Genomic DNA, 21361 nt, shown 5'->3' on the forward strand with positions numbered 1-21361 from the left:
TTCCCTAATCGTTTGACGCGTCAACTGTTGCTCTATCAAAAATGGCTGTCCACACCGCCGCCCACCATTCGAGTGGGCAAGTCTTGCCGTTCCGGGAATCGCTTTTGGCGATGCTCGGCATTTCCTTCGTCACCATGCTGGTCGCGCTGGACCAGACGGTCGTCGGCACCGCGCTGCCCACCATCGTCGCTGAGCTCAAGGGCTTCGAGCTGTACGCGTGGGTGGCCACGTCGTATCTGCTGACCTCGGTGATCACCGTGCCGATCTTCGGGCGCCTCGGCGACTATTACGGACGCAAGCCGTTCGTGATCGCGTCGATCGTCGTGTTCACGGCCGCGTCGGTGCTGTGCGGCATGGCGAACAACATGCTGTTTCTCGTGCTCGCGCGCGGCCTGCAAGGCATCGGCGGCGGCATGCTGGTCGGCACCGCGTTCGCCTGCATTCCCGACCTGTTTCCCGATTCGGTCGTGCGTTTGCGCTGGCAGGTGCTGATGAGCTCGGCGTTCGGCATCGCCAATGCGGTCGGGCCGTCGCTGGGCGGCTTCCTCACTCAGTACTACGGCTGGCGCTCGGTTTTCTACGTGAATCTGCCGGTTGGCCTGCTATCGCTCTTTTTCGTCTGGCGCTTTCTGCCGCATCTGCGGCACGTCGAACATGAAGGCAAGATGCGGCTCGATTGGCCCGGCGCCGCGCTGATCGCGGTGGCGCTCGGCTCGCTGCAATTGTTCGTCGAATTGCTGCCGAAGCATGGGCTCACGCTCAGCGCGTGTGCGCTGCTCGTGCTGAGCGCCGCTTCGGCGTATGCGCTGTGGCAATGGGAGAAGCGCTGCCCGACGGCGATCCTTCCCGTCGATATGTTCCGCAACCCGAGTCTCGCCGCGCTGTTCACGCTCGCGGTGCTCGGCGGCTTCACGATGTTCTCGCTGCTTTTCTACGCGCCGCTGTTGTTCCAGGGCGGCTTCGGCATGTCGCCGAAGGAAGCGGGCGTCGTTATCACGCCGCTCGTCGTTTTCATCACGATCGGCAGCATCGCGAACGGACGCGTGGTTTCGCGCGTGCGCAATCCGAATCTGATGCTGTACGTCGGCTTCGCGCTGATCGCGCTCGCGTGCTTCGGCGTGGTGGTCGCCACGCGGTCGATGCCGCATTGGCTCCTCATGTCGTTCATGGTGCTCGGCGGCCTTGGCCTCGGCTTCGTCATGCCGAACCTCACCATCTTCGCGCAGCAGACGGCCGGCCGCGAGCATCTCGGCATTGCAACCGCGCTGCTGCAATCGCTGCGGATGATCGGCGGCATGATCGGCACCGCGCTGACCGGAACGCTCATCAGCCATATGTACGCGAGCGGCGTGCGCAGCGCGCTCGAAAGCGATCGCGCGTCGCAATGGTTCAGCGACCTGGGCGATCCGCAGATCCTCATCAATCACGAAGCGCAAACAACGCTGCTCGGCGAGTTGGCGCAAGCCGGCCATAATGGCGCGATGCTTCTCGAGACCGCGCGCGAAACGCTCGTCTCGGCGATTCACTTTGGTCTCGCGATGGCGGCTGTCGTCGCCGTCGTGTCGGTATGGCAAAGCCGCCGCGTTCCGCCGATCAAGCTCCAGCGCAAGCTCGAGCCGGTGGTCCACGCGGACTGATTTTCGATTGCAGCTTGATAGAACCATCATGGAAGAACAGGACCGCGTAGCCGTCATGCAGCAATTCGGCCGCACATACCGGGCGTTCATGTCGGCGTTCGAGGCGCAAGTCGGCCACCCGTTGCCGCGCTGGCGCATCATGCTCGCGCTGCATCAGCAGGGGGGCGAGTCGTCGCAGAAGCGGCTTGTCGAGCAATTGCGCGTCGATCCCGGCGCATTGACGCGCCAGTTGAAAGCGCTCGAAGGATTGGGCTGGATCGCGCGCAGCATGGACTCGCGCGACAACCGCGTGACCAATGTGCGTCTGACCGAAGCGGGCCTGTCTGCAACCGAAGCCAGCCTGCCGCGCCGCAACGCGTTTTTGCACGACACGATGGCCGCGCTGCCGGACGACGCGCTGAGCGCGTTGTCCGGCGCGTTGAAGATGCTGGAGGCGAGAATCGGCGAAGTCGTGTCGGCGGCGAATGTTGCACAAACGCCTGTCGAGCTTGCCGCCGAAGCGTCGCGAGCGGAGCGCTGAAGCGCCGCGGCGCCTCAGTGCATCCACTCCACGCCGCGCGCGCCCTCAAACGCAAAAAATCAGAAGAACGTTTCGATCACTTCCGTCACGCGATAAGCCGGATCGACGACCAGCACCTGGCGCCATTTGTCGAACGTCAGACACGGGTGCGAGATGTCGAACGCGATCATGTCGCCCACCTTCAGATCGGCGCCTGCGGGAATCCGCATATACGCGTGCTGATCCATCAAGCCGAAAATCTCCCAGCCTTCGCTCGCGGCGATGTCGCGCGGCGCCTCGCTGCCCGGCCTGTAATGGCGCGCCGGCTCCGGCAAGCCTGCGTCGAATGCCGAGTCGCGCTTGCCAAGACCGATGATCGCGCGGTCGGGCTCGGGAATCGACTGCACGTAGGCCCATAATTGCAACGCAGGCAGCAAGCCTTCGCCCATCTTTTTAGCGACCGGATTGCGCGCGAAGATGTCCGTCTGCGCCTTGCGATAAATGCCGACGTCGTGCGTCAGATAACAGCCGGGGCGCAGCACGACCTCGACCTTGCCCGTCTGCGACGCCTTCGAGAATTCCTCCGCGACCACGTCGTACCATGCCGAGCCCGCGCCGGACAGAATCGCCGGCGTACGCTCGAAACGCCCGCCGTCGACGAGCGCGCGCGTAACCGCAACGGCGCTTTGCAGAAACTCGCGCACCTCGTGTTCTTCCTTCAGCACGCCTTCATACAACTCGACGCCCGCGAGCTTCAGCACGCCCGGATAGCGGCCGATCGCTTCGAGCACCGCATTGCGCTGCGCTTCGTCGCGCACGCCGGTGCGCCCGCCAGGCACGCCAAGTTCGAGCAGCACTTGCAACGGCTTCTTCACCGACGTGAAAAAGCGTCCCAATTGCTCGACGCCTTCCACTGAATCGACGAGGCAAAAGAACTCAAAGTCCGGGTCGCTCAGCAACTCGGCGACCATCATCATGTTGCGGCGCCCGACGAGCTGGTTGGCCATCAACACGCGCGACACGCCGCCGTGATAAGCCGCGCGCACCTGATGCGCGGTGGCGAGCGTGATGCCCCACGCGCCGGTTTCCAATTGACGGCGGAACAGTTGCGGCGCCATCGTCGTCTTGCCGTGCGGCGCGAGCTTGACGCCGTATTCGGCGACGAATGCCTGCATCCATTTCAGGTTGTGCTCGACGCGGTCCGCGTACAGCACGGCGGCCGGCAGGCTCACGTCTTCGTTCAGCAGATTCCACTCGAGACGCCCGGTGTCCGTGAGCTGGATGCTCGCGCCCGGAACCATGCCCAAGCCCTTGCTATAAGGATCAATCGTTGCGCCCTGATAGTTTGTAACTTTCATGTCTCCTGCTCCATCGTCCGGTTAAATTGCATCCAAGTTGACTTTATCATGTTACCGAAAGTACGATGGACGGAGAAATGTTATTTAGTACCACGCCCTTTCACGAGCCGCGATGAACTCCGCCGCCGAACCGCTGACCTTCGACATCGTCGCGCGCATTGCCGAATGCGCGCCCGAGTTGCGTTCGGCCGAGCGCAAGGTGGCCGCGCTGATTCTCGACGATCTGACGGGCGCCTCGCGCGCCAGCATCGGCGCGCTTGCCGAGCAGGCAGAAGTGAGCGTCGCGACGGTCACGCGGTTTGCGAAAGCGGTGGGCTGCCGCGACGTCCGCGAGTTGAAGCTGAGGCTCGCGCAGGCAGCGGCGGTCGGCCAGCGGTTCTTGCAGGCGGGCACGCCTGCTGGCGCGCCCGAGCACATCGCGACGCGCGTGTTCGACGAATTGCAGACGGCGCTTGCGCACAACCATCGATTGCTGCGGCAGGCGCCGTTGGCCGACGCGGCTGCCGCGCTGCGCGCCGCGCGCATGATCTACGTGTTCGGCATGGGCGGCGGCTCGACCGCACTCGCCGACGAAATGCGTTTCCGGCTCGTGCGCCTTGGCCGCCCTGTGGCCACGTATCAGGACGGCCTATTGCAGCGCATGGTCGCGAGCACGGTCTCGCGCGACACGGTGCTGATCGCGCTCTCCACGACCGGCCGCGTGCCGGAGATGGTGGAGAACTGCAAGATCGCGCGCAGCTACGGCGCGACGGTGATCGCGCTCACCGCGCCGGCGTCGCCGCTCGCGAAGCTCGCCGACTGGCTGATCCCGATTGTCGCGTTCGAGACCGACTTCATTTACAAGCCGTCTTCGTCGCGTTACGCGATGATGATGGCGCTCGACGTGCTCGTCACCGAACTGGCCGTCAGTCAGGGCGACGAGAGCCGCGAATTGCTGCGCCGCATGAAGCACGCGCTCGACACGCATCGTGGCGGCGGCGATCGACAACCATTAGGAGACTGATCCATGCACTCGCATCCCGAAGCCGCCGATACGCTGATTGTCGGCGCGCAACTGTATGACGGCACGGGCGCGCCGCCTGTGGAGCGCGACGTGGCCGTGCGCGACGGGCGCATCGTCGCGATCGGCAATCTGTCGAACTGGCTCGCCGAAGACGTGATCGAGGCCGAAGGCCGCGCGCTGGCGCCGGGCTTCATCGACGTTCACACGCACGACGACACGCACGTGATCCGCTCGCCGCAAATGCTGCCGAAGATCACGCAAGGCGTGACGACGGTGATCGTCGGCAATTGCGGCATTAGCGCGTCGCCGGTTGCGCTGAAGGGCGATCCGCCCGATCCGATGAATCTGCTCGGCGAGCGCGACGCGTTCCAGTACCCGACGTTCGCGGACTACGTGAAGGCGGTGAACGCGGCGCGTCCGGCGGTGAATGTCGGCGCTTTGATCGGGCACACGGCGCTGCGCAACAACCAGATGGACCGGCTGGATCGCGCGGCCACGCCGCAGGAGATCGAAGGCATGCGTGCGCAGCTCGAAGAGGCGCTCGCGAACGGCGCGCTCGGGCTCAGTTCCGGACTCGCTTACGGTTCCGCATTTGCCGCGCCGACCGAGGAAGTGATGGCGCTCGCCGAACCGCTCGCCGCCGCGGGCGCGCTTTACACCACGCACATGCGCACCGAGTTCGACGCGATTCTCGACGCAATGGACGAAGCCTATCGCGTCGGCCGTCATGCACGCGTGCCGGTCATCATTTCGCATCTGAAATGCGCGGGTCCGTCGAACTGGGGACGCAGCGTCGAAGTGCTGAACTCGCTCGAAGGCGCGCGGCGCATGCAGCCGATCGGCTGCGATTGCTATCCGTACAACCGCAGTTCGTCGACGCTCGATCTGAAGCAGGTCACCGGCGACATCGACATTACGATTACGTGGTCGGAGCCGCATCCCGAGATGGCCGGCAAGCTCGTGAAGGAGATTGCCGCCGAGTGGGGCGTCACGCAGCAGGAAGCGGGCAAGCGCCTGCAACCGGCGGGCGCGGTCTATCACAACATGTCCGAGGACGACGTGCGGCGCATCCTCTCGCATCCCGCGACGATGGTCGGCTCCGACGGCTTGCCGAACGATCCGCTGCCGCATCCGCGTTTGTGGGGCGCGTTTCCGCGCGTGCTCGGCCACTATGCGCGCGACGCCGGTTTGCTGCCGCTCGAGGAAGCGGTGCGCAAGATGACGAGCCTCTCCGCGCGACGCTTCGGCCTGGCGCAACGCGGCGAGGTGCATATCGGCTATCACGCCGACCTCGTGCTGTTCGATCCCGCGAAAGTGCGCGACGCGGCTACTTTTGAAAAGCCGCAGCAAGCGGCTGACGGCATCGACGCAGTGTGGGTCAACGGCGTGCTGTCGTACCTGAACGGCGAAGTGACGGGCGAACGCGCCGGCCATTTCGTTGCGCGCGGCGCGGCGTCGAAGGGCGACGCTGAAGGCGCATTCTGATTTTATCGAGTAACTGGTTGAACGATCTATCGCGGCGCGCGGCACTACGGCCACGCGCGCCGAACTTTCAAGGAGCGTAAAGATGAAGCGATATGGTGTTGAAGGCGGTAAGGGAACGGGCGGTCAGCACATGCCGTTTTCGCGTGCGGTGGAAGCCGACGGTTGGCTCTTCGTGTCGGGACAGACGCCGATGGAAAACGGCGAGGTGATCAACGGCGGCATCGTCGAGCAATCGCATAAGGCGATTCAAAACGTGTTCGCGATTCTGAAGGAAGCCGGCTACGGCGCGGAGCATGTCGTGCGCTGCGGCGTGTGGCTCGACGACCCGCGCGACTTCGCGTCGTTCAACAAGGTGTTCCGCGAATACTTCGGCGACAATCCGCCGGCGCGCGCCTGTGTCGTTTCGTCGATGGTGATCGACTGCAAGGTCGAAGTGGATTGCGTCGCTTATAAGAAGCCGGCGGCTTAACGTTATTAGCGCTTCGTCGCGGAGCGTCGAATGAACGTCCGCGGCGATAAGCGCACGTACTTTTTTATTGCCGCGCCAAACGCAGGTTGTCCGGCATCGGCAAGTTGTAGTTGGTGCGGAACGGGTTGATATCGAGCCCGCCGCGCCGCGTATAGCGTGCATAAACCGCGAGCTTCACCGGCTTGCACGCCTTCAGCACGTCGATAAAAATCTTCTCGACGCACTGCTCGTGGAAACCCGTGTGATTGCGATACGAGATGATGTAGCGCAGTAAGCCTGCATGATCGATTTGCGGGCCGACGTAGTGAATCTGCACGCTGCCCCAATCCGGTTGCCCCGTCACCGGGCAATTCGATTTCAGCAGATTCGAGAACACCGTTTCCTCGACGGGCGCTTCGTGAAGCGCGGCCGTCAGCAGGGAAGCGTCCGGCGTGTACACGTCCGTGTCGAGATCCAGGCGATCAAGCGACGTGCCTTCGAACTCTTCCATCTTCAGTTTGCCGAAGTCATGCGGCCCGGTCAGATAGACAGAGACCGTCGCGCCGCACGACGCGGACACGTCGCGTTTGATCGTGTCGCGCACCGCTTCAATTGAGTCGAACGCGGTCTGCGCAAACGAGCCGAGATAAAGCTTGAACGACTTCGATTCGACGATGTTCGGCGAGTCCGCCGGCACGAAAAACGTGGCCACTGCGATTTGCGGTTTGCCGCGCTGATTCAGCCACGACAACTCATACGCATTCCAGATGTCCGTGCCGAAGAACGGCAATTGCGCGTGGATGCCGATCGCCTCGCGCGCGTTCTTGCGCGCAATCGGAAAGAGCAGCGAGGCGTCGTACTGTTCGGTGTAAGTGGAGGCCTTGCCCAGCGGTGATTGTTCGGGTGTCATGATGCATTCACGATGCCACTCAGCACGTGCCCGGTCGCCGTCACGACGCGGGCCGATTCGCAATGGCCAATTTGGTCGTCGAAGAAAAAGTCCGGCTCGAACTCGCGCAGAAATGCGCTCTTGTCGAGGCCGCCGAGGAACATCGCTTCGTCGATTTCGATGTTCCAGGCCATCAGGGTTCGGATCGCGCGCTCGTGCGCGGGCGCCGAACGCGCCGTCACCAATGCCGTACGAATATGCATCGGCGCGGCTTGATCCGCGAGTTTTTGCAGCCGATGAAGCGCTTCGAGCAAGGGCTTGAGCGGCCCGTCGGCAAGCGGCAAATCCTTGTTGTGCGTCTCGTGGCCGACGAACGCGCGCAAACCGTCCTTCTGAAACACGCGCTCGGCTTCGTCGGAAAACAGCACGGCGTCGCCGTCGAAAGCAATGCGGATTTCGTCCGGATACTTGCTCGCCATTTTCGCCGATTCCGGCAGCACGCGTGCGGCCGGGAAACCGGCGGCGAGCGCGTCGCGCACGTCGTCCTGATTCGCGGACAAAAAGAGCGACGCGTTCAATGGCTTCAGATAAGCGAACGGCGCGCGTCCGCGCGTGAACACGCCGCGCTCGATCGCGAGTCCATGTTCGCGGCAGGAATGAAACGCGCGCAGGCCGCTGATCGGATCGCTGCGCGACAGGATCACCACTTCCACGCGATGCCCGCTCGTGTTCAATGCCAGCAGCTTGCGGATCAGCGGGAACGCGACGCCGGGTTTCGCGGGGACATTGAGCCGCTCGCGCTGCAACGCTTCATAGGCGCGAAGGTCGCCTTCCTCGTACACGCGGTTCTCTTCCTCGAAGTCGAAGAGCGCGCGCGACGAGATCGCCACCACCAGTTTGTCGACAAGCGAAAGAGCCATCTGCGGGTTTCGTTTCAGTAGTTCAGCCGAGGAACAGCCGGTAAACCGGATTCTGCGTCTCTTCCCAATACGGATAGCCGAGCGTCGCGAGAAAACGATCGAACTCCGCGTTATCCGTTTCAGGCACCTGAATGCCGACGAGAATCGAGCTATAGTCCGCGCCCTGGTTCCGGTAGTGGAAGAGGCTGATGTTCCAGTCGGGCGCCATCGACGAAAGGAATTTCATCAGCGCGCCCGGCCGTTCGGGAAACTCGAAGCGGAACAGACGTTCGTCGTGTGCGAGCGGCGAGCGTCCGCCGACCATGTAGCGGATATGCTGCTTCGAGAGTTCGTCGAAAGTCAGATCGACGGTGGCGAAGTTGTGCGCCTCGAAGGCGCTTGCGATCTGCGCCGATTCGCTGCGATTCCTGATCTGGACGCCCACGAAGATATGCGCGGATTCGGCCTGCGCGATCCGGTAATTGAACTCCGTGACGCTGCGTGTGCCGACCAGTTCGCAGAATCGTTTGAAGCTGCCGCGCTCTTCCGGAATCGTCACGGCGAACACGGCTTCGCGCGCCTCGCCGACTTCGGCGCGCTCGGCGACGAAACGCATCCGGTCGAAGTTCATGTTCGCGCCCGACGTGATCGCGATCAGCGTCTGGTTCTCGATGCCCTCGCGCTCGGCATACTGCTTTGCGCCCGCGACTGCGAGCGAGCCCGCCGGTTCGAGCACGCTGCGCGTGTCCTGGAAGACATCCTTGATCGCGGCGCAGAGTGCGTCGGTGTTGACCAGCAGCACATCGTCGAGATATTCGCTGCACAGGCGGAAGGTTTCTTCACCGACGAGCTTGACGGCGGTGCCATCGGAGAACAGACCAACCTCGTTCAACGTCACACGTTCGCCCGCTTTCAGTGATGTCGCCATCGCACACGAATCGTCGGTCTGCACGCCGATCACCTTGATCTCCGGGCGCACCGATTTCACATAGGCCGCGACACCCGCCGCGAGCCCGCCGCCGCCGATCGGCACGAAGATCGCGTGAATCGGGCCTTGATGCTGACTGAGAATTTCCATCGCGACCGTACCCTGGCCGGCGATCACATATGGATCGTCGAACGGATGCACGAAGGTCAGGTCGCGCTCTTTCTGTAGCTGAACTGCATGACCGTACGCATCGCTGAACGACTCGCCGAACTGCACGACTTCGACCGTCGGCCCGCCATGCGCGCGCACGGCATCGACCTTGACCTGCGGCGTCGTGACCGGCACCACGATGATCGCCTTCACGCCCATGCGTGCCGCGGACAACGCCACGCCCTGCGCATGATTGCCCGCCGACGCGGTGATTACGCCGCGCGCGAGCGCGTCGGCGGACATGTGCGCCATCTTGTTGTACGCGCCGCGCACCTTGAACGAGAACACCGGCTGGTTATCCTCGCGCTTCAGATACACGGGATTACGCAGACGCGCCGACAGATGCGGCGCGCGTTCGAGCTCGGTCTCGCGGGCCACGTCGTAGACGCGCGCGGTGAGGGTTTTTTTCAGGTAGTCGTGGGAGGCCATGCGAGTGGCGCGATGCGCTCTGGAAGGCGGAAAAGCATCAATGATAGCGCCAACGGTGCGAGCACTGGCCGGCCGGGGTTGGCGCCGCGAAGGCCCAACCCCGCGCGTACTGCAAGCGGACTAGAAGATATGCGGCGGCTTGCCGTCGGTGAGTTCGCGCGGCAACGGTTCGTCGAGCTGCCATTCGACGTGCGGCAACGCAAACAGGTCGCCGTGAAAGTCGACCGGTCCTTCGCTCGTGAAAAGCCCGTCCAGATAGTCGAAGTTCAATTGCGAAGAGACCGCACGCAGCGCTGCTTCGACCGAATGCGACGGTTCCAGCGCGGGCGGGTCGACGTCGAGCCGCACGATGTAGCGATCGCCTTTCGTTTCCAGCGCGCCGATGTCGATGACTTTGCCGTCGACGTTCTGCGCAAGGACGCGATCACCGTCCGCGAACAGCCTGAAAGTGGCCTTTAGCGCCGCGGACGCGGCGGGTTGCTTGCTTGCCATCGCGATTCTCCTTGTACCTTGTAGTCTGGCGTTGTCGATGCGGCCTAGCCGTCCTCGCCGACTTCGTTCGGATCGGGCAGGTCGGCGCCGCGGCCCGGTTCGGGCGGCGCGGGTTCGTTCCTCGCCGACTGCTTCTGTTCGTCGGACAGGCGGCGGTCGCCGGCCGTCGGATCGTTCGGCGACTGGCGCGGCGGCGTCGGGCTGGCGGATTCGCTTGTCATGGGAAGTCCTTGTCGTGTGGATTGCGGTGTCGATTGGTGCGTCGGTTGCGGTATCGGCTCAGTCCGGCGAGCGCGTGCGGTCGGCGTCGCTTTGTGAGCCAGGCGGGTTGCCGGGTTTCGTGTCGGGGCTGGCCGTCGGTGCCGCGGTTTCCTGACGGTGGTCATCGCGTCGGTCGTCGGAGCCGTCGGTTGGAATGTTCTCGGTGTGGCCGGGCACCGGTTGCTGCTCGATGTGCCCGGTTTTCGATTCGGGATCTGCCATGCTGAGCCTCCGTGAGTTGGTGGTTCGTCGTTTGGGTCAGCATGCCGCGTGCCGCGCGGTTTTCGCTTCTTGATGGCGCGGGCGGTGCCGCGCGATCGCGCCGTTATTGCCTGGTTATCGCCTCGTTAGCGGGCAAGGCCGCGACCCGCCTTCTCCGGCAAAAATCCTCGACGACAAACGGCGCAACCAGCCCCGCGCCGAATGCGACGTACACCGCCGCGATGTGCGGCACCCGCAAATGAAACTCGAAGCCCGGCGTGAAGCGCTTCGGCGCGATCACGTAGTCGCTGAAGGCGGCGACGACCGTCAACGCGCTCGCGAGCGCGACGCGTCGACCGTGTTCTGGGCGCGAGTCGCCGCATAACCCGGCGGACTCCTGAACGGCTGCAAGCGTGTACGCATTGACGGCCGCCCATCCCACCGACATCAGATGATGAATCGCCAGCCCCGTCACCAGGTGGCGCGGGCGCGGGCGGGCGGTCTGGTTCACTTCTTGCGGCCAGACCCAGTGGCTTACGGCGCTGACAGGCGCGGTCGCGCGCTTGCCGATGAGGCGCGCGCACGCGCCGAGCGCCAGCGTCGAAAGCGCGCCGGCAACGAGTCCGGGCAGCACGATGTCTTCTAACGGTCTTATGTCGAGTCCCATGGTCATCTTCCTTGCAGGTGCTACCGGCATGATTGGCGCGCGAGTCGCGAACGCGCTGGTGGCGGCGGGCCACTCCGTCGTGTGCGGCGTGCGCGATCCCGTCCGTGCCGCGCAGCGCTTGCGCGGCTGCCGGCTGGTCCATCTGGACTTCGCGGGCCTCGGCGATGCAGCAAAGTTGATGCCGCTGCTCGCGGGCGTCGACGTAGTGGTCAACGCGGTCGGCATTTTTAGCGACGCGACCGGCAACGACTTCCGGCGCTTGCACACCGAGGCGCCGATCGCGCTGTTCAAGGCCGCGGTCGCCGCGGGCGTGCGGCGCATCGTGCAGATTTCCGCGCTCGGCGCCGATGCGCTCGCGCAAAGCCCCTATCACCGCAGCAAGCTCGCCGCCGACGAAGCGCTGCTCGCGCTGCCGGTTTCGTCGTTGATCGTGCAGCCGTCGCTCGTGTTCGCACCCGAGGGCCGCAGCACGCGCTTTTTCGCCGCGTGGGCGACGCTGCCGGTCGTGCCGCTGCCCGGCGCGGGCGCGCAGCGCATTCAGCCGGTTCATATCGACGATGTCGTCGAGCTGGTCGTGGCAGGCGCGCTGGCCCCGCCGGCCGGCGACACGCCCAACGCAGCCGCACCGACGACGCCGACGACGCGTCGTGTCGCGGCCGTCGGCCGGGAGCCGATGACGCTGAGGGAATACCTGGCCGTCTTGCGACGGGTAGCCGGCAGCCCGCGTGGCTGGTTCCTGCCGGTGCCGATGCCGCTCGTCAGGCTGGCAACCAGGCTGGGCGCGCTGCTGCCGGGCTCGCTGATGAGCGCCGACGCGCTCGCGATGCTCGAGCGCGGCAACGTCGCGCCGACCGACCGTTTCGAGCGGCTGCTCGGAAGGGCGCCGCGCGCGCTGTCGGAGATGCCCGTCGAGCGCGAGAGCTTTGGTACGCCCGCGCGTTTGATGTGGCTGTTGCCGTTGCTGCGCATATCGATCGCGGCGGTGTGGATCTGGACGGCGATCGTGTCGGCGTGGCTGTACCCGCGTGCGTCGAGCCTGGAACTGCTGGCGCGGGTCGGGGCGCCGGCGGCGCTCGCGCCATTGCTGCTCTACGGCGCGGCGTTACTCGACCTTGCGTTCGGCGTGCTCTCGCTGGTTTGGCCGCGGCGCCTGGGTCCGCGCGCTCGGCTTTGGACATTGCAGATCGTGCTGATCGTGCTTTATACGGCGCTGATCAGTTGGCGCTTGCCCGAATTCTGGCTGCATCCGTATGGGCCGCTCTCGAAGAATCTGCCGATGATCGCGCTGCTGATTCTGCTGATCCAGTTCGACGGCGGCGGCGGTGAGCGATCCGCCCGCGCCGGTAAAGCCGTCGCTAACCCCTGAATTACCCATGACCTACCTCGTCATCAAATGGCTGCACGTGCTTTCATCGACGATTCTGTTCGGCACCGGCATCGGCTCCGCCTTTTACATGCTGCTGACCAGTCTCGGCCGCGATGCGAGGACCGTCGCGCGCGTCACCCGGCTCGTGGTGATCGCCGACTGGCTGTTCACCACGCCCACCGCGATCCTGCAGCCGGCCACCGGGCTTTACCTCGCGCATCTGGCGAACATGCAGTTGGCAAGCGGCTGGCTCGCGTGGTCGATCGGGCTGTATGTGCTGGCCATCGGCTGCTGGCTGCCCGTGGTGTTCCTGCAGATGCGCCTCGCCGCGTCGGCCCGCGTGAGCGCTGAAACCGGGCGTCCGCTGAGCGCCGCCTACTGGCGAATGCTGTGGATCTGGGTCGCGCTCGGCGCAATCGCATTCTTTGCCTTTGTCGGCATCTTCTGGCTGATGGTGACGAAGGGCGCCTGAGTGCGGAATGGGGCGGCTCATAGCGCGGACTGCGGTGCACTGCCTGGCCCTCAGCCCCGCCGCCGCCTCCTTTTCCGCCCTCAACGCGGCGTTGGCCGATGCGGTAGAATTCCATTTTGGAATAAGGATCGGAAGATGCACTGGCAGCCTCGGATCGCCCATTTGATGCCCGTCCCGCGTGAGTCTCGCCCCGCGGCGGAGCGTCACGTCCGCCAGGCACGATCGTGTAGCAGTATCTGAGCGCCGCGAAGCGTCCGACGTGAGTAGACCGTCGGTGGCGCTTCGCTCCCAAGAAGATTTCCAAGCATTGCGCCCCACGCGCACAGTCAGCCGGCGCCTCGCCACGAGAGCGTCGGGCTGATCCACCGAGTCGTCCACACATGAACGCACCTCAAGTATTCGATCCGCACGGAGCCGCCACTGCGGTCGCCGCCGATCCCGAAGCGCGCCTGCGCGAAATTCCCTACAACTACACGTCGTTTTCCGACCGGGAAATCGTCATTCGTCTGCTAGGCGACGACGCCTGGGCCGCGCTGGCCGAACTGCGCGCTGAGCGCCGCACCGGCCGCTCCGCGCGCATGCTGTACGAAGTGCTCGGCGACATCTGGGTGGTGCGCCGTAACCCGTATCTGCAGGACGACTTGCTCGACAACCCCAAGCGCCGCGCGATGCTGATCGAGGCGCTGCATCACCGGCTGTCGGAGATCGAGAAGCGCCGCCGCGCCGATCTCACCGAGCACGGCGACGAAGCGGGCGTCGACCGCGCCGCGCGCGTGGAAACGCTGGTGCAGGCCGCGCGCCGCGCCGTCGACGAATTCGAAAGCGAATTTCAGAAGACCTACGATCTGCGCCGCCGCGCGACGAAGGTGCTCGGTCGCGTCACCGAAAAGGACAACATCAAGTTCGACGGTTTGTCGCGCGTGTCGCACGTGACCGACGCGACCGACTGGCGCGTCGAGTATCCGTTCGTCGTGCTGACGCCGGATACCGAAGCCGAGATCGCCGGCATGATCAAGGCGTGCTTCGAGCTCGGGCTGACGGTGATTCCGCGCGGCGGCGGCACCGGCTACACGGGCGGCGCGGTGCCGCTCACGCCGTTCTCGGCCGTCATCAATACCGAAAAGCTCGAACAGCTCGGCGCAGTGGAAATGACCGAACTGCCGGGCGTCGATCGCAAAGTGCCGACCATTTTCTCCGGCGCGGGCGTCGTCACGCGCCGCGTGACCGAGGCGGCCGAGCAGGCGGGCTTCGTGTTCGCCGTCGATCCGACTTCGCTCGACGCATCGTGCGTCGGCGGCAATGTCGCGATGAACGCGGGCGGCAAGAAAGCGGTGTTGTGGGGCACGGCGCTCGACAACCTCGCCTGGTGGCGCATGGTCGATCCGGAAGGCAACTGGCTCGAAGTCACGCGTCTGGATCACAACCTCGGCAAGATTCACGATATCGAAGTCGCGCGTTTCGAGCTGAAATGGTTCGACGGCAACTATGCGCCGGGCGAGAAGCTGCTGCGCACGGAAGCGCTCGACATCAAGGGCCGCGTGTTCCGCAAGGAAGGCCTGGGTAAAGACGTCACCGACAAATTCCTCGCCGGTTTGCCGGGCGTGCAGAAGGAAGGCTGCGACGGACTCATCACGTCCGCGCGCTGGGTGCTGCACAAGATGCCCGCGCATACGCGCACTGTGTGCCTCGAATTCTTCGGCCAGGCGCGCGAAGCGATTCCGAGCATCGTCGAAATCAAGGACTATCTGTTCGAAACGTCGAAGCAGGGCGGCGCGATTCTGGCCGGCCTCGAACACCTCGACGAGCGCTATCTGCGCGCGGTCGGCTACGCGACCAAGAGCAAGCGCAACGGCTTTCCGAAGATGGTGCTGATCGGCGACATCGTCGGTAACGATGCGGATGCGGTGGCGCAGGCCACGTCGGAAGTCGTGCGCATGGCCAACGGCAAGAGCGGCGAAGGTTTCGTCGCGGTGAGCGCCGAGGCGCGCAAGCGCTTCTGGCTCGACCGCAGCCGCACCGCCGCGATCGCGAAGCACACCAACGCGTTCAAGATCAACGAAGACGTGGTGATTCCGCTCGACCGCATGGGCGAGTACACGGACGGCATCGAGCGGATCAACATCGAGCTGTCGATCAAGAACAAGCTGCAACTGGTCGACGCGTTGGAAGCGTTCTTCAAGGCAGGCAAGCTGCCGCTCGGCAAGAGCGACGACGCCAATGAAATTCCGAGCGCCGAACTGCTCGAAGACCGCGTGCAGCAGGCGCTGGATCTGCTCAAGCGCGTGCGCACGCGTTGGGAGTTTTTGCGCGACAAGCTCGACCTGTCGTTGCGCGAGGCGCAGCATTATCTCGTCGGGCTCGGCTACGAAGCGCTCGCCGAAAAATTCGCCGATCGCGTCGACGCACAAGCTGATGCGACCGTGTTCCATGTCACGCAGGACCGAACGATCCGCGTGTCGTGGAAGCAGGAAATCCGCGCTGAATTGCGGCAGATTTTCAACGGCGGCGAGTTCAAGCCGATCCTCGACGAAGCGCAGGCGATCCACAAGCAGGTGCTGCGCGGCCGCGTGTTCGTCGCGCTGCACATGCACGCGGGCGACGGCAACGTGCACACGAACCTGCCGGTGAACTCCGACAACTACGAGATGCTGCAGGACGCCCACACGGCGGTCGCGCGCATCATGAAGCTCGCGCGTTCGCTCGACGGCGTGATTTCCGGCGAGCACGGCATCGGCATCACGAAGCTCGAATTTCTCACCGACGACGAGATCGGCGAATTCCGCGCGTATAAGCAGCGCGTCGATCCGCATGGCCGCTTCAACGCGGGCAAGCTGCTCGAAGGCGCGGACTTGCGTAACGCCTACACGCCGAGCTTCGGCCTGATGGGCTATGAATCGCTGATCATGCAGCAGTCGGATATCGGCGCGATTTCGGAGTCGATCAAGGACTGTTTGCGTTGCGGCAAGTGCAAGCCGGTGTGCGCGACCCACGTGCCGCGCGCGAACCTGCTGTACAGCCCGCGCAACAAGATTCTCGCGACCTCGCTGCTGGTCGAGGCGTTCCTGTACGAAGAGCAGACGCGCCGCGGCGTGTCGATCAAGCATTGGGACGAGTTCGGCGATGTCGCCGATCACTGCACCGTGTGCCACAAATGCGTGACGCCGTGCCCGGTGAAGATCGACTTCGGCGACGTGACCATGAACATGCGCAACCTGCTGCGCAAAATGGGCAAGAAGAAGTTCAATCCGGGCAACGCAGCCGGCATGTTCTTCCTCAACGCGACGAATCCGCAGACCATCAACCTCGCGCGCACGGCGATGATGGGCATCGGCTACAAGGCGCAGCGCCTCGGCAACGAAGTGCTGAAGAAGTTCGCGAAGAAGCAGACGGCGCACCCGCCCGCAACGGTCGGCAAGCCGCCGGTCACGCAGCAGGTGATCCACTTCATGAACAAGAAGATGCCGGGCAATCTGCCGAAGAAAACCGCGCGCGCATTGCTCGATATCGAGGACAACAAGATCGTCCCGATCATCCGCAATCCGAAGACGACCACGGCCGATACGGAAGCGGTGTTCTACTTCCCCGGTTGCGGTTCGGAGCGGCTTTTCTCGCAGGTCGGCCTAGCGACTCAGGCGATGCTGTGGGAAGCGGGCGTGCAAACCGTGCTGCCGCCGGGCTATCTGTGCTGCGGCTATCCGCAGCGCGGCTCGGGTCAGTTCGACAAGGCCGAGCAGATCGTCACCGACAATCGCGTGCTGTTCCATCGCGTCGCGAATACGCTGAACTATCTCGACATCAAAACGGTGGTGGTGTCGTGCGGCACCTGCTACGACCAGCTCGCCGGTTATGAATTCGACAAGATTTTCCCGGGCTGCCGGATCATCGACATTCACGAGTTTCTGCTTGAAAAAGGCATGAAGCTCGACGGCGTCACAGGCACGCGCTACATGTACCACGACCCGTGCCACACGCCGATCAAGACGATGGACCCGGTCAAGCTGGTGAACGCGCTGATGGGTTCCGAGAAGGACGGCTACAAGATCGAAAAGAACGATCGTTGCTGCGGCGAATCGGGCACGCTCGCGGTCACGCGTCCCGACATTTCGACGCAGGTGCGCTTTCGCAAGGAAGAGGAAATCCGCAAGGGCGCGGCCAAGCTGCGCGGTATTCCGCTCGTCGCCGAAGCTGGCGCGAACGCGATCAATCCGGCCAATGCATCGGCCGGCACCGCGGGTGCGGCGAATGGCTCCGTGCTGAAGGCCGGCGACGGTCCGCAGCCGAAGGGCGCCACCGACGTCAAGATTCTCACGAGCTGCCCGTCGTGCCTGCAAGGTCTGTCGCGCTACAACGAAGACGCGGGCATCGAGGCGGATTACATCGTCGTGGAAATGGCGCGTCACGTGCTCGGTGAAGACTGGATGGTCGACTACGTGCAGCGTGCGAACAATGGCGGAATCGAGCGCGTGCTGGTTTAATGGCACGACTGACGATTTTTGCCTGAGGACGACGATGGATTGCGTTTTTTGCCGTGAAGATGGCGGCGATGTGCTGTGGCAGGACGACACCTTGCGCGTCGTCCTCGCCGACGAACACGATTACCCGGGCTTTTGCCGCGTGATCTGGAACGAGCACGTAGCGGAGTTTTCGGATCTCGACGCGGCGGGCCGCGATCGCGTGATGAAGGCGGTGTATGCGGTCGAGCGCGCGATGCGGCGCATTCTTCAGCCGGCGAAGGTGAACCTCGCGAGCCTTGGCAACCAGGTGCCGCATGTGCATTGGCACGTCATTCCGCGTTTCTCGAACGACGCTCATTTCCCGCTGCCCATCTGGGCGCCGCGCCAGCGCACGGTGTCCGAAGCGATGCTGTCGTCGCGCCGCGCGCAGGCCACGCTGCTGCGCGAAGCGGTGCGGCAGGAAATCGAACACGCTCTCGCCTGAGCGCCATTCACCCGCCGCTTCGCGCCGCGCTCATGGGGCGCATCGGGCGCGGCGGCGCTTTCATATCGACCCATCGAGGCCATCATGAGCGGACTGACTCCCGATACTCCGGTGCCGACCGGCGTCGTCGTGCATTCGAAGTCGCGCGTGCTGGAATTGCAGTACGCGAGCGGCGAATCGTACCGGCTGCCGTTCGAGCTGCTGCGCGTGTATTCGCCGTCGGCGGAAGTACAGGGCCACGGTCCCGGCCAGGAAACGCTGCAAACCGGCAAGCGCGACGTCACGATCACGATGATCGAAGGCGTCGGCAACTACGCCATTCAGCCGACGTTCTCCGACGGGCACTCCACCGGCATCTATTCGTGGGACCTGCTCTACGATCTGGCACGGCGCCAGGATGAACTGTGGCGCGCGTATCTCGACAAACTGGCTGCGGCCGGCGTCGACCGCGATACGCCGATGGCCCCGCCGGGCGCTGCGCACGGCCACCGTCACTGATACGATTCGCCAGAACTGCCGCACCTGCGGCGCAATATTTTCAGAATACGCGGAAAGGACAAGCGCGATGAGCAAAACCCACTTCGGCTTTCAATCGGTCGACGAACAGGAAAAGGCGCAGAAGGTGGCGGGCGTGTTCCACTCGGTGGCCGCCAACTACGACTTGATGAACGACCTGATGTCGGGCGGGTTGCACCGTGCGTGGAAGATGTTCACGATCGCGCAGGCCCACGTGCGGCCGGGCTACAAGGTGCTCGACATCGCGGGCGGCACGGGCGATCTGTCGAAGGCGTTCGCGAAGCAGGCGGGCGAAACCGGTGAGGTCTGGCACACGGACATCAACGAGTCGATGCTGCGTGTCGGCCGCGACCGTCTGCTCGACAAGGGCGTGATTACGCCGGCGCTGCTCTGCGACGCCGAGAAGATTCCCTTCCCGGACAACTACTTCGATGTGGTCACCGTGGCATTCGGCTTGCGCAACATGACGCATAAGGACATCGCGCTGGCGGAAATGCGCCGCGTGCTGAAGCCGGGCGGGCGTCTGCTCGTGCTGGAATTCTCGAAGGTCTGGGACCCGCTGAAAAAGGCCTACGACGTCTATTCGTTCAAGGTCTTGCCGTGGCTCGGCGAGCGTTTTGCGAAAGACGCGGAGAGCTACCGCTACCTGGCCGAATCGATCCGCATGCACCCGGACCAGGAAACTTTAAAAACAATGATGGAACAAGCGGGCCTCGACAGCGTCAAATATTACAATTTGTCAGCCGGCGTGGTAGCTTTGCATGTGGGGACCAAATACTAGGGTTCCTAACCCGTCGATTTTTAAAGGAATGCACCGAAATGTCCGATTCAATGCTGTTATCTCCCCGTAAGGTCAAGCGGTCGCTGGCGAGAAGAATCGGACTGATCGCAATGGTCGGTCTGATCGTCGCCGGCTCCGTCGCCTCGCTCGACGCCGAAGCGCGCCGCATGGGCGGCGGCCGCAGCATCGGCCGTCAGTCGAACACCGTTCAGCAGCAGGCTGCGCCGCAACCTTCGCCGACCAACCCGGCCATGCAGCAGCGCGCGCAACCCGCGCCTGCGCCTACACCGGCGCCGGCCGCGCAGCCTAACCGCTCGCGCTGGCTTGGGCCGATCGCCGGTCTGGCGGCCGGTCTCGGCATCGCCGCGTTGCTGTCGCACTTCGGTCTGGGCGGCGCGTTCGCGGGCGCCATGGCCAACATCATCGTGATCGCATTGCTCGCGATGATCGGCATCTGGCTGATCCGCCGCTTCCTGGGCCGCAAGCGCGATACGTCGCAACCGGCTTACGCGGGGCATTCGCCGTCGCTGAATTCCGGCGCCACGGGCTATACGCAGGAGCCGCAAGAGCCGCGCTACACGGCGCCGCCTGCCGGTTCGTATCTTGAGCCGCAAGGCAATCCGCTGACCACGCCGTCGGTGAACGCAACGCCGAGCGTGCCGGCCGGCTTCGATTCCGAAGCCTTCCTGCGCAACGCGAAGGTGTATTTCGTGCGACTGCAAGCCGCATGGGACGTCGGCAATATCGACGACATTCGCGAGTTCACCACGCCGGAAATGTTCGCCGAGGTTCGCGTCGACCTGTCTTCGCGCGGCGCCGGAACGAATCAGACCGATGTCGTGCAGTTGAACGCCGATCTGCTCGGCGTCGAAGAACGCGCGAACGAATACTTCGCGAGCGTGCGCTTCTCCGGGCTGATCCGCGAGGCGCCGGGTGCGGCGGCCGAGCCGTTCGTCGAAGTGTGGAATCTGTCCAAGGCGAACCGTCCGGGCGAAGGCTGGCTGCTCGCCGGCATCCAGCAGGTCGCGCAGCACTGAGACGCGAGAGCGTCGCGGCCGTCGGTCCGGTGGTTCGCTTGCAACGTGCGCACATGTCGCCCGACGCTGATCCGCGGTTGATCATCAAGGCCCACGATTAGCCGTTCAGCCAGGCAGGCCGCGAAGCGAACGGACGTTACAATAGGAACCCGCGCGAGCAGTCGCTCCCGCGGGTTTTTTCTTGCCACCTTCAATGACCCTCGCCGCCAAGCCCTTTGTCGCTGCCGTCAATCATCTGCTCGCCCGCGAATCGTGGGCTCGCGAGCGCCTCGCCCCTTACGCGGGCAAGACCGCGCGACTGTCGTCGCCGCCGGTCGTGCTGGCGCTCGTCGTGCAGCCGGACGGCTATCTGGGCGCGCTCGGCGAAACCGATGCGCAACAGTTCGACGTGACGCTTTCGGTGCCGTCGGATGCGTTGCCGGCGTTCGTCCAGGGTGGCCAGGCCGCCGTCATGAAGCACGTGAAGATCGACGGCGACGCCGAGTTCGCGACCGTCATCGCCAAACTGGCGGAGCATTTGCGCTGGGAGCCGGAAGAAGATCTGGCGAAGCTGATCGGCGACGGGCCCGCGTGGCGGGTCGCGTCGATTGCGCGCACGGTCGGCGAACATGTGCAGCGCACCGGCCGCAATCTGCTCGACACGGCCGCCGAATATCTGCTGGACGAAAATCCGCAACTCGTGCGCCGCACCGCGCTCGACGACTTCAACGTCGAGCTGGCGCAAGCACGCGATGCGCTCGCGCGAGTCGAAAAACGCATCCAGCGTCTTGAACAGAAGGTCGAAGCCCGCGGCGCCGCCGCGCCGGGCAGCGCCGCCACGTTGCGCGGCACGCGCTAGTCACCGG

Annotated in this window: 21 protein-coding genes; 13 read left to right on the forward strand and 8 right to left on the reverse strand. The window is 64.3% G+C overall.

Annotation, left to right across the window (positions count from 1 at the left end):
• The first annotated feature begins 41 nt into the window (after nucleotides 1-41).
• A complete protein-coding gene (locus tag CUJ91_RS02115) occupies nucleotides 42-1637 on the forward strand; it encodes an MDR family MFS transporter (RefSeq protein WP_114155778.1) in 1596 nt (531 codons plus the stop codon).
• A gap of 28 nt (nucleotides 1638-1665) precedes the next feature.
• A complete protein-coding gene (locus CUJ91_RS02120) occupies nucleotides 1666-2157 on the forward strand; it encodes a MarR family winged helix-turn-helix transcriptional regulator (protein WP_006047989.1) in 492 nt (163 codons plus the stop codon).
• A gap of 59 nt (nucleotides 2158-2216) precedes the next feature.
• Here the strand turns inward: CUJ91_RS02120 and CUJ91_RS02125 are convergent, their stop codons facing one another.
• Nucleotides 2217-3494 carry an amino acid deaminase gene (locus CUJ91_RS02125; RefSeq protein WP_006047988.1) on the reverse strand — a complete coding sequence of 426 codons (1278 nt, stop codon included), beginning with the start codon at nucleotides 3492-3494 and terminating at the stop codon, nucleotides 2217-2219.
• A gap of 112 nt (nucleotides 3495-3606) precedes the next feature.
• On the opposite strand from CUJ91_RS02125, the gene CUJ91_RS02130 reads away from it, so the two are divergent.
• The 3 genes from CUJ91_RS02130 (at nucleotide 3607) to CUJ91_RS02140 (ending at nucleotide 6451) form a co-directional block, all read left to right on the forward strand.
• Complete coding sequence (locus CUJ91_RS02130; RefSeq protein ID WP_114155779.1) at nucleotides 3607-4497, forward strand: MurR/RpiR family transcriptional regulator; 891 nt, start codon at nucleotides 3607-3609, stop codon at nucleotides 4495-4497.
• Nucleotides 4498-4500: 3 nt separating this feature from the next.
• Nucleotides 4501-5982: an N-acyl-D-amino-acid deacylase family protein gene (locus CUJ91_RS02135; RefSeq protein WP_006047986.1), complete on the forward strand. Its 1482-nt coding sequence runs from the start codon at nucleotides 4501-4503 to the stop codon at nucleotides 5980-5982.
• Between the two features lie 82 nt (nucleotides 5983-6064).
• Nucleotides 6065-6451, forward strand: a complete 387-nt coding sequence (locus tag CUJ91_RS02140; protein WP_006047985.1) for a RidA family protein — start codon at nucleotides 6065-6067, stop codon at nucleotides 6449-6451.
• A 64-nt stretch (nucleotides 6452-6515) separates the two neighbouring features.
• Here CUJ91_RS02140 and queF read toward each other — a convergent pair whose 3' ends face one another.
• From queF to CUJ91_RS02170, 7 genes are all read right to left on the reverse strand, one after another.
• Nucleotides 6516-7340, reverse strand: coding sequence for an NADPH-dependent 7-cyano-7-deazaguanine reductase QueF (gene queF / locus CUJ91_RS02145; protein WP_114155780.1), 825 nt, complete (start codon nucleotides 7338-7340; stop codon nucleotides 6516-6518).
• Nucleotides 7337-8239 carry a 5'-nucleotidase gene (locus CUJ91_RS02150; RefSeq protein WP_006047983.1) on the reverse strand — a complete coding sequence of 301 codons (903 nt, stop codon included), beginning with the start codon at nucleotides 8237-8239 and terminating at the stop codon, nucleotides 7337-7339. Before CUJ91_RS02150 ends, queF begins: the two co-directional genes overlap by 4 nt.
• A 22-nt stretch (nucleotides 8240-8261) precedes the next feature.
• Nucleotides 8262-9785: a threonine ammonia-lyase, biosynthetic gene (gene ilvA, locus CUJ91_RS02155; RefSeq protein WP_244230960.1), complete on the reverse strand. Its 1524-nt coding sequence runs from the start codon at nucleotides 9783-9785 to the stop codon at nucleotides 8262-8264.
• A 120-nt stretch (nucleotides 9786-9905) separates the two neighbouring features.
• Nucleotides 9906-10277 (reverse strand): hypothetical protein, encoded by a 372-nt coding sequence (locus CUJ91_RS02160; protein WP_006047981.1) that lies wholly within the window; start codon nucleotides 10275-10277, stop codon nucleotides 9906-9908.
• A 44-nt stretch (nucleotides 10278-10321) separates the two neighbouring features.
• Complete coding sequence (locus tag CUJ91_RS34275; protein WP_006047980.1) at nucleotides 10322-10498, reverse strand: hypothetical protein; 177 nt, start codon at nucleotides 10496-10498, stop codon at nucleotides 10322-10324.
• 58 nt (nucleotides 10499-10556) lie between these two features.
• Nucleotides 10557-10760, reverse strand: coding sequence for a hypothetical protein (locus tag CUJ91_RS02165; RefSeq protein WP_029970493.1), 204 nt, complete (start codon nucleotides 10758-10760; stop codon nucleotides 10557-10559).
• Nucleotides 10761-10863: 103 nt separating this feature from the next.
• The gene (locus CUJ91_RS02170) at nucleotides 10864-11406 is read right to left on the reverse strand and encodes a hypothetical protein (RefSeq protein WP_029970492.1); all 543 of its coding nucleotides are present in this window, start codon (nucleotides 11404-11406) and stop codon (nucleotides 10864-10866) included.
• Between CUJ91_RS02170 and CUJ91_RS02175 the strand changes: the two genes are divergently transcribed.
• From CUJ91_RS02175 to CUJ91_RS02215, 8 genes are all read left to right on the forward strand, one after another.
• Nucleotides 11405-12772, forward strand: coding sequence for an SDR family oxidoreductase (locus tag CUJ91_RS02175; protein WP_114155782.1), 1368 nt, complete (start codon nucleotides 11405-11407; stop codon nucleotides 12770-12772). The two genes, CUJ91_RS02170 and CUJ91_RS02175, sit on opposite strands and share 2 nt — an antisense overlap.
• A gap of 7 nt (nucleotides 12773-12779) precedes the next feature.
• Entirely contained in the window at nucleotides 12780-13244 is a 465-nt protein-coding gene (locus CUJ91_RS02180; protein WP_006047976.1) for a DUF2269 family protein, read from the forward strand.
• Nucleotides 13245-13624: 380 nt separating this feature from the next.
• Nucleotides 13625-17719, forward strand: coding sequence for a DUF3683 domain-containing protein (locus CUJ91_RS02190; RefSeq protein WP_006047975.1), 4095 nt, complete (start codon nucleotides 13625-13627; stop codon nucleotides 17717-17719).
• Nucleotides 17720-17753: 34 nt separating this feature from the next.
• Nucleotides 17754-18182, forward strand: a complete 429-nt coding sequence (locus CUJ91_RS02195; protein WP_006047974.1) for an HIT family protein — start codon at nucleotides 17754-17756, stop codon at nucleotides 18180-18182.
• An 84-nt stretch (nucleotides 18183-18266) separates the two neighbouring features.
• Complete coding sequence (locus CUJ91_RS02200; RefSeq protein ID WP_006047973.1) at nucleotides 18267-18680, forward strand: gamma-butyrobetaine hydroxylase family protein; 414 nt, start codon at nucleotides 18267-18269, stop codon at nucleotides 18678-18680.
• A gap of 67 nt (nucleotides 18681-18747) precedes the next feature.
• Entirely contained in the window at nucleotides 18748-19479 is a 732-nt protein-coding gene (gene ubiE, locus CUJ91_RS02205; RefSeq protein ID WP_006047972.1) for a bifunctional demethylmenaquinone methyltransferase/2-methoxy-6-polyprenyl-1,4-benzoquinol methylase UbiE, read from the forward strand.
• 38 nt (nucleotides 19480-19517) lie between these two features.
• Nucleotides 19518-20516: a Tim44 domain-containing protein gene (locus CUJ91_RS02210; RefSeq protein ID WP_114155783.1), complete on the forward strand. Its 999-nt coding sequence runs from the start codon at nucleotides 19518-19520 to the stop codon at nucleotides 20514-20516.
• Between the two features lie 193 nt (nucleotides 20517-20709).
• Complete coding sequence (locus CUJ91_RS02215) at nucleotides 20710-21354, forward strand: ubiquinone biosynthesis accessory factor UbiJ (protein ID WP_029970486.1); 645 nt, start codon at nucleotides 20710-20712, stop codon at nucleotides 21352-21354.
• The last annotated feature ends 7 nt before the right edge of the window (nucleotides 21355-21361 follow it).

Source organism: Paraburkholderia graminis (assembly GCF_003330785.1).
GTDB lineage: Bacteria > Pseudomonadota > Gammaproteobacteria > Burkholderiales > Burkholderiaceae > Paraburkholderia > Paraburkholderia graminis.

Bases quoted from the DNA above. Each gene is read 5' to 3' on its own strand.
- CUJ91_RS02115 (WP_114155778.1), top strand. From the start codon at position 42: ATGGCTGTCCACACCGCCGCCCACCATTCGAGTGGGCAAGTCTTGCCG.
- CUJ91_RS02120 (WP_006047989.1), top strand. From the start codon at position 1,666: ATGGAAGAACAGGACCGCGTAGCCGTCATGCAGCAATTCGGCCGCACA.
- CUJ91_RS02125 (WP_006047988.1), bottom strand. From the start codon at position 3,494: ATGAAAGTTACAAACTATCAGGGCGCAACGATTGATCCTTATAGCAAG.
- CUJ91_RS02130 (WP_114155779.1), top strand. From the start codon at position 3,607: ATGAACTCCGCCGCCGAACCGCTGACCTTCGACATCGTCGCGCGCATT.
- CUJ91_RS02135 (WP_006047986.1), top strand. From the start codon at position 4,501: ATGCACTCGCATCCCGAAGCCGCCGATACGCTGATTGTCGGCGCGCAA.
- CUJ91_RS02140 (WP_006047985.1), top strand. From the start codon at position 6,065: ATGAAGCGATATGGTGTTGAAGGCGGTAAGGGAACGGGCGGTCAGCAC.
- queF (WP_114155780.1), bottom strand. From the start codon at position 7,340: ATGACACCCGAACAATCACCGCTGGGCAAGGCCTCCACTTACACCGAA.
- CUJ91_RS02150 (WP_006047983.1), bottom strand. From the start codon at position 8,239: ATGGCTCTTTCGCTTGTCGACAAACTGGTGGTGGCGATCTCGTCGCGC.
- ilvA (WP_244230960.1), bottom strand. From the start codon at position 9,785: ATGGCCTCCCACGACTACCTGAAAAAAACCCTCACCGCGCGCGTCTAC.
- CUJ91_RS02160 (WP_006047981.1), bottom strand. From the start codon at position 10,277: ATGGCAAGCAAGCAACCCGCCGCGTCCGCGGCGCTAAAGGCCACTTTC.
- CUJ91_RS34275 (WP_006047980.1), bottom strand. From the start codon at position 10,498: ATGACAAGCGAATCCGCCAGCCCGACGCCGCCGCGCCAGTCGCCGAAC.
- CUJ91_RS02165 (WP_029970493.1), bottom strand. From the start codon at position 10,760: ATGGCAGATCCCGAATCGAAAACCGGGCACATCGAGCAGCAACCGGTG.
- CUJ91_RS02175 (WP_114155782.1), top strand. From the start codon at position 11,405: ATGGTCATCTTCCTTGCAGGTGCTACCGGCATGATTGGCGCGCGAGTC.
- CUJ91_RS02170 (WP_029970492.1), bottom strand. From the start codon at position 11,406: ATGGGACTCGACATAAGACCGTTAGAAGACATCGTGCTGCCCGGACTC.
- CUJ91_RS02180 (WP_006047976.1), top strand. From the start codon at position 12,780: ATGACCTACCTCGTCATCAAATGGCTGCACGTGCTTTCATCGACGATT.
- CUJ91_RS02190 (WP_006047975.1), top strand. From the start codon at position 13,625: ATGAACGCACCTCAAGTATTCGATCCGCACGGAGCCGCCACTGCGGTC.
- CUJ91_RS02195 (WP_006047974.1), top strand. From the start codon at position 17,754: ATGGATTGCGTTTTTTGCCGTGAAGATGGCGGCGATGTGCTGTGGCAG.
- CUJ91_RS02200 (WP_006047973.1), top strand. From the start codon at position 18,267: ATGAGCGGACTGACTCCCGATACTCCGGTGCCGACCGGCGTCGTCGTG.
- ubiE (WP_006047972.1), top strand. From the start codon at position 18,748: ATGAGCAAAACCCACTTCGGCTTTCAATCGGTCGACGAACAGGAAAAG.
- CUJ91_RS02210 (WP_114155783.1), top strand. From the start codon at position 19,518: ATGTCCGATTCAATGCTGTTATCTCCCCGTAAGGTCAAGCGGTCGCTG.
- CUJ91_RS02215 (WP_029970486.1), top strand. From the start codon at position 20,710: ATGACCCTCGCCGCCAAGCCCTTTGTCGCTGCCGTCAATCATCTGCTC.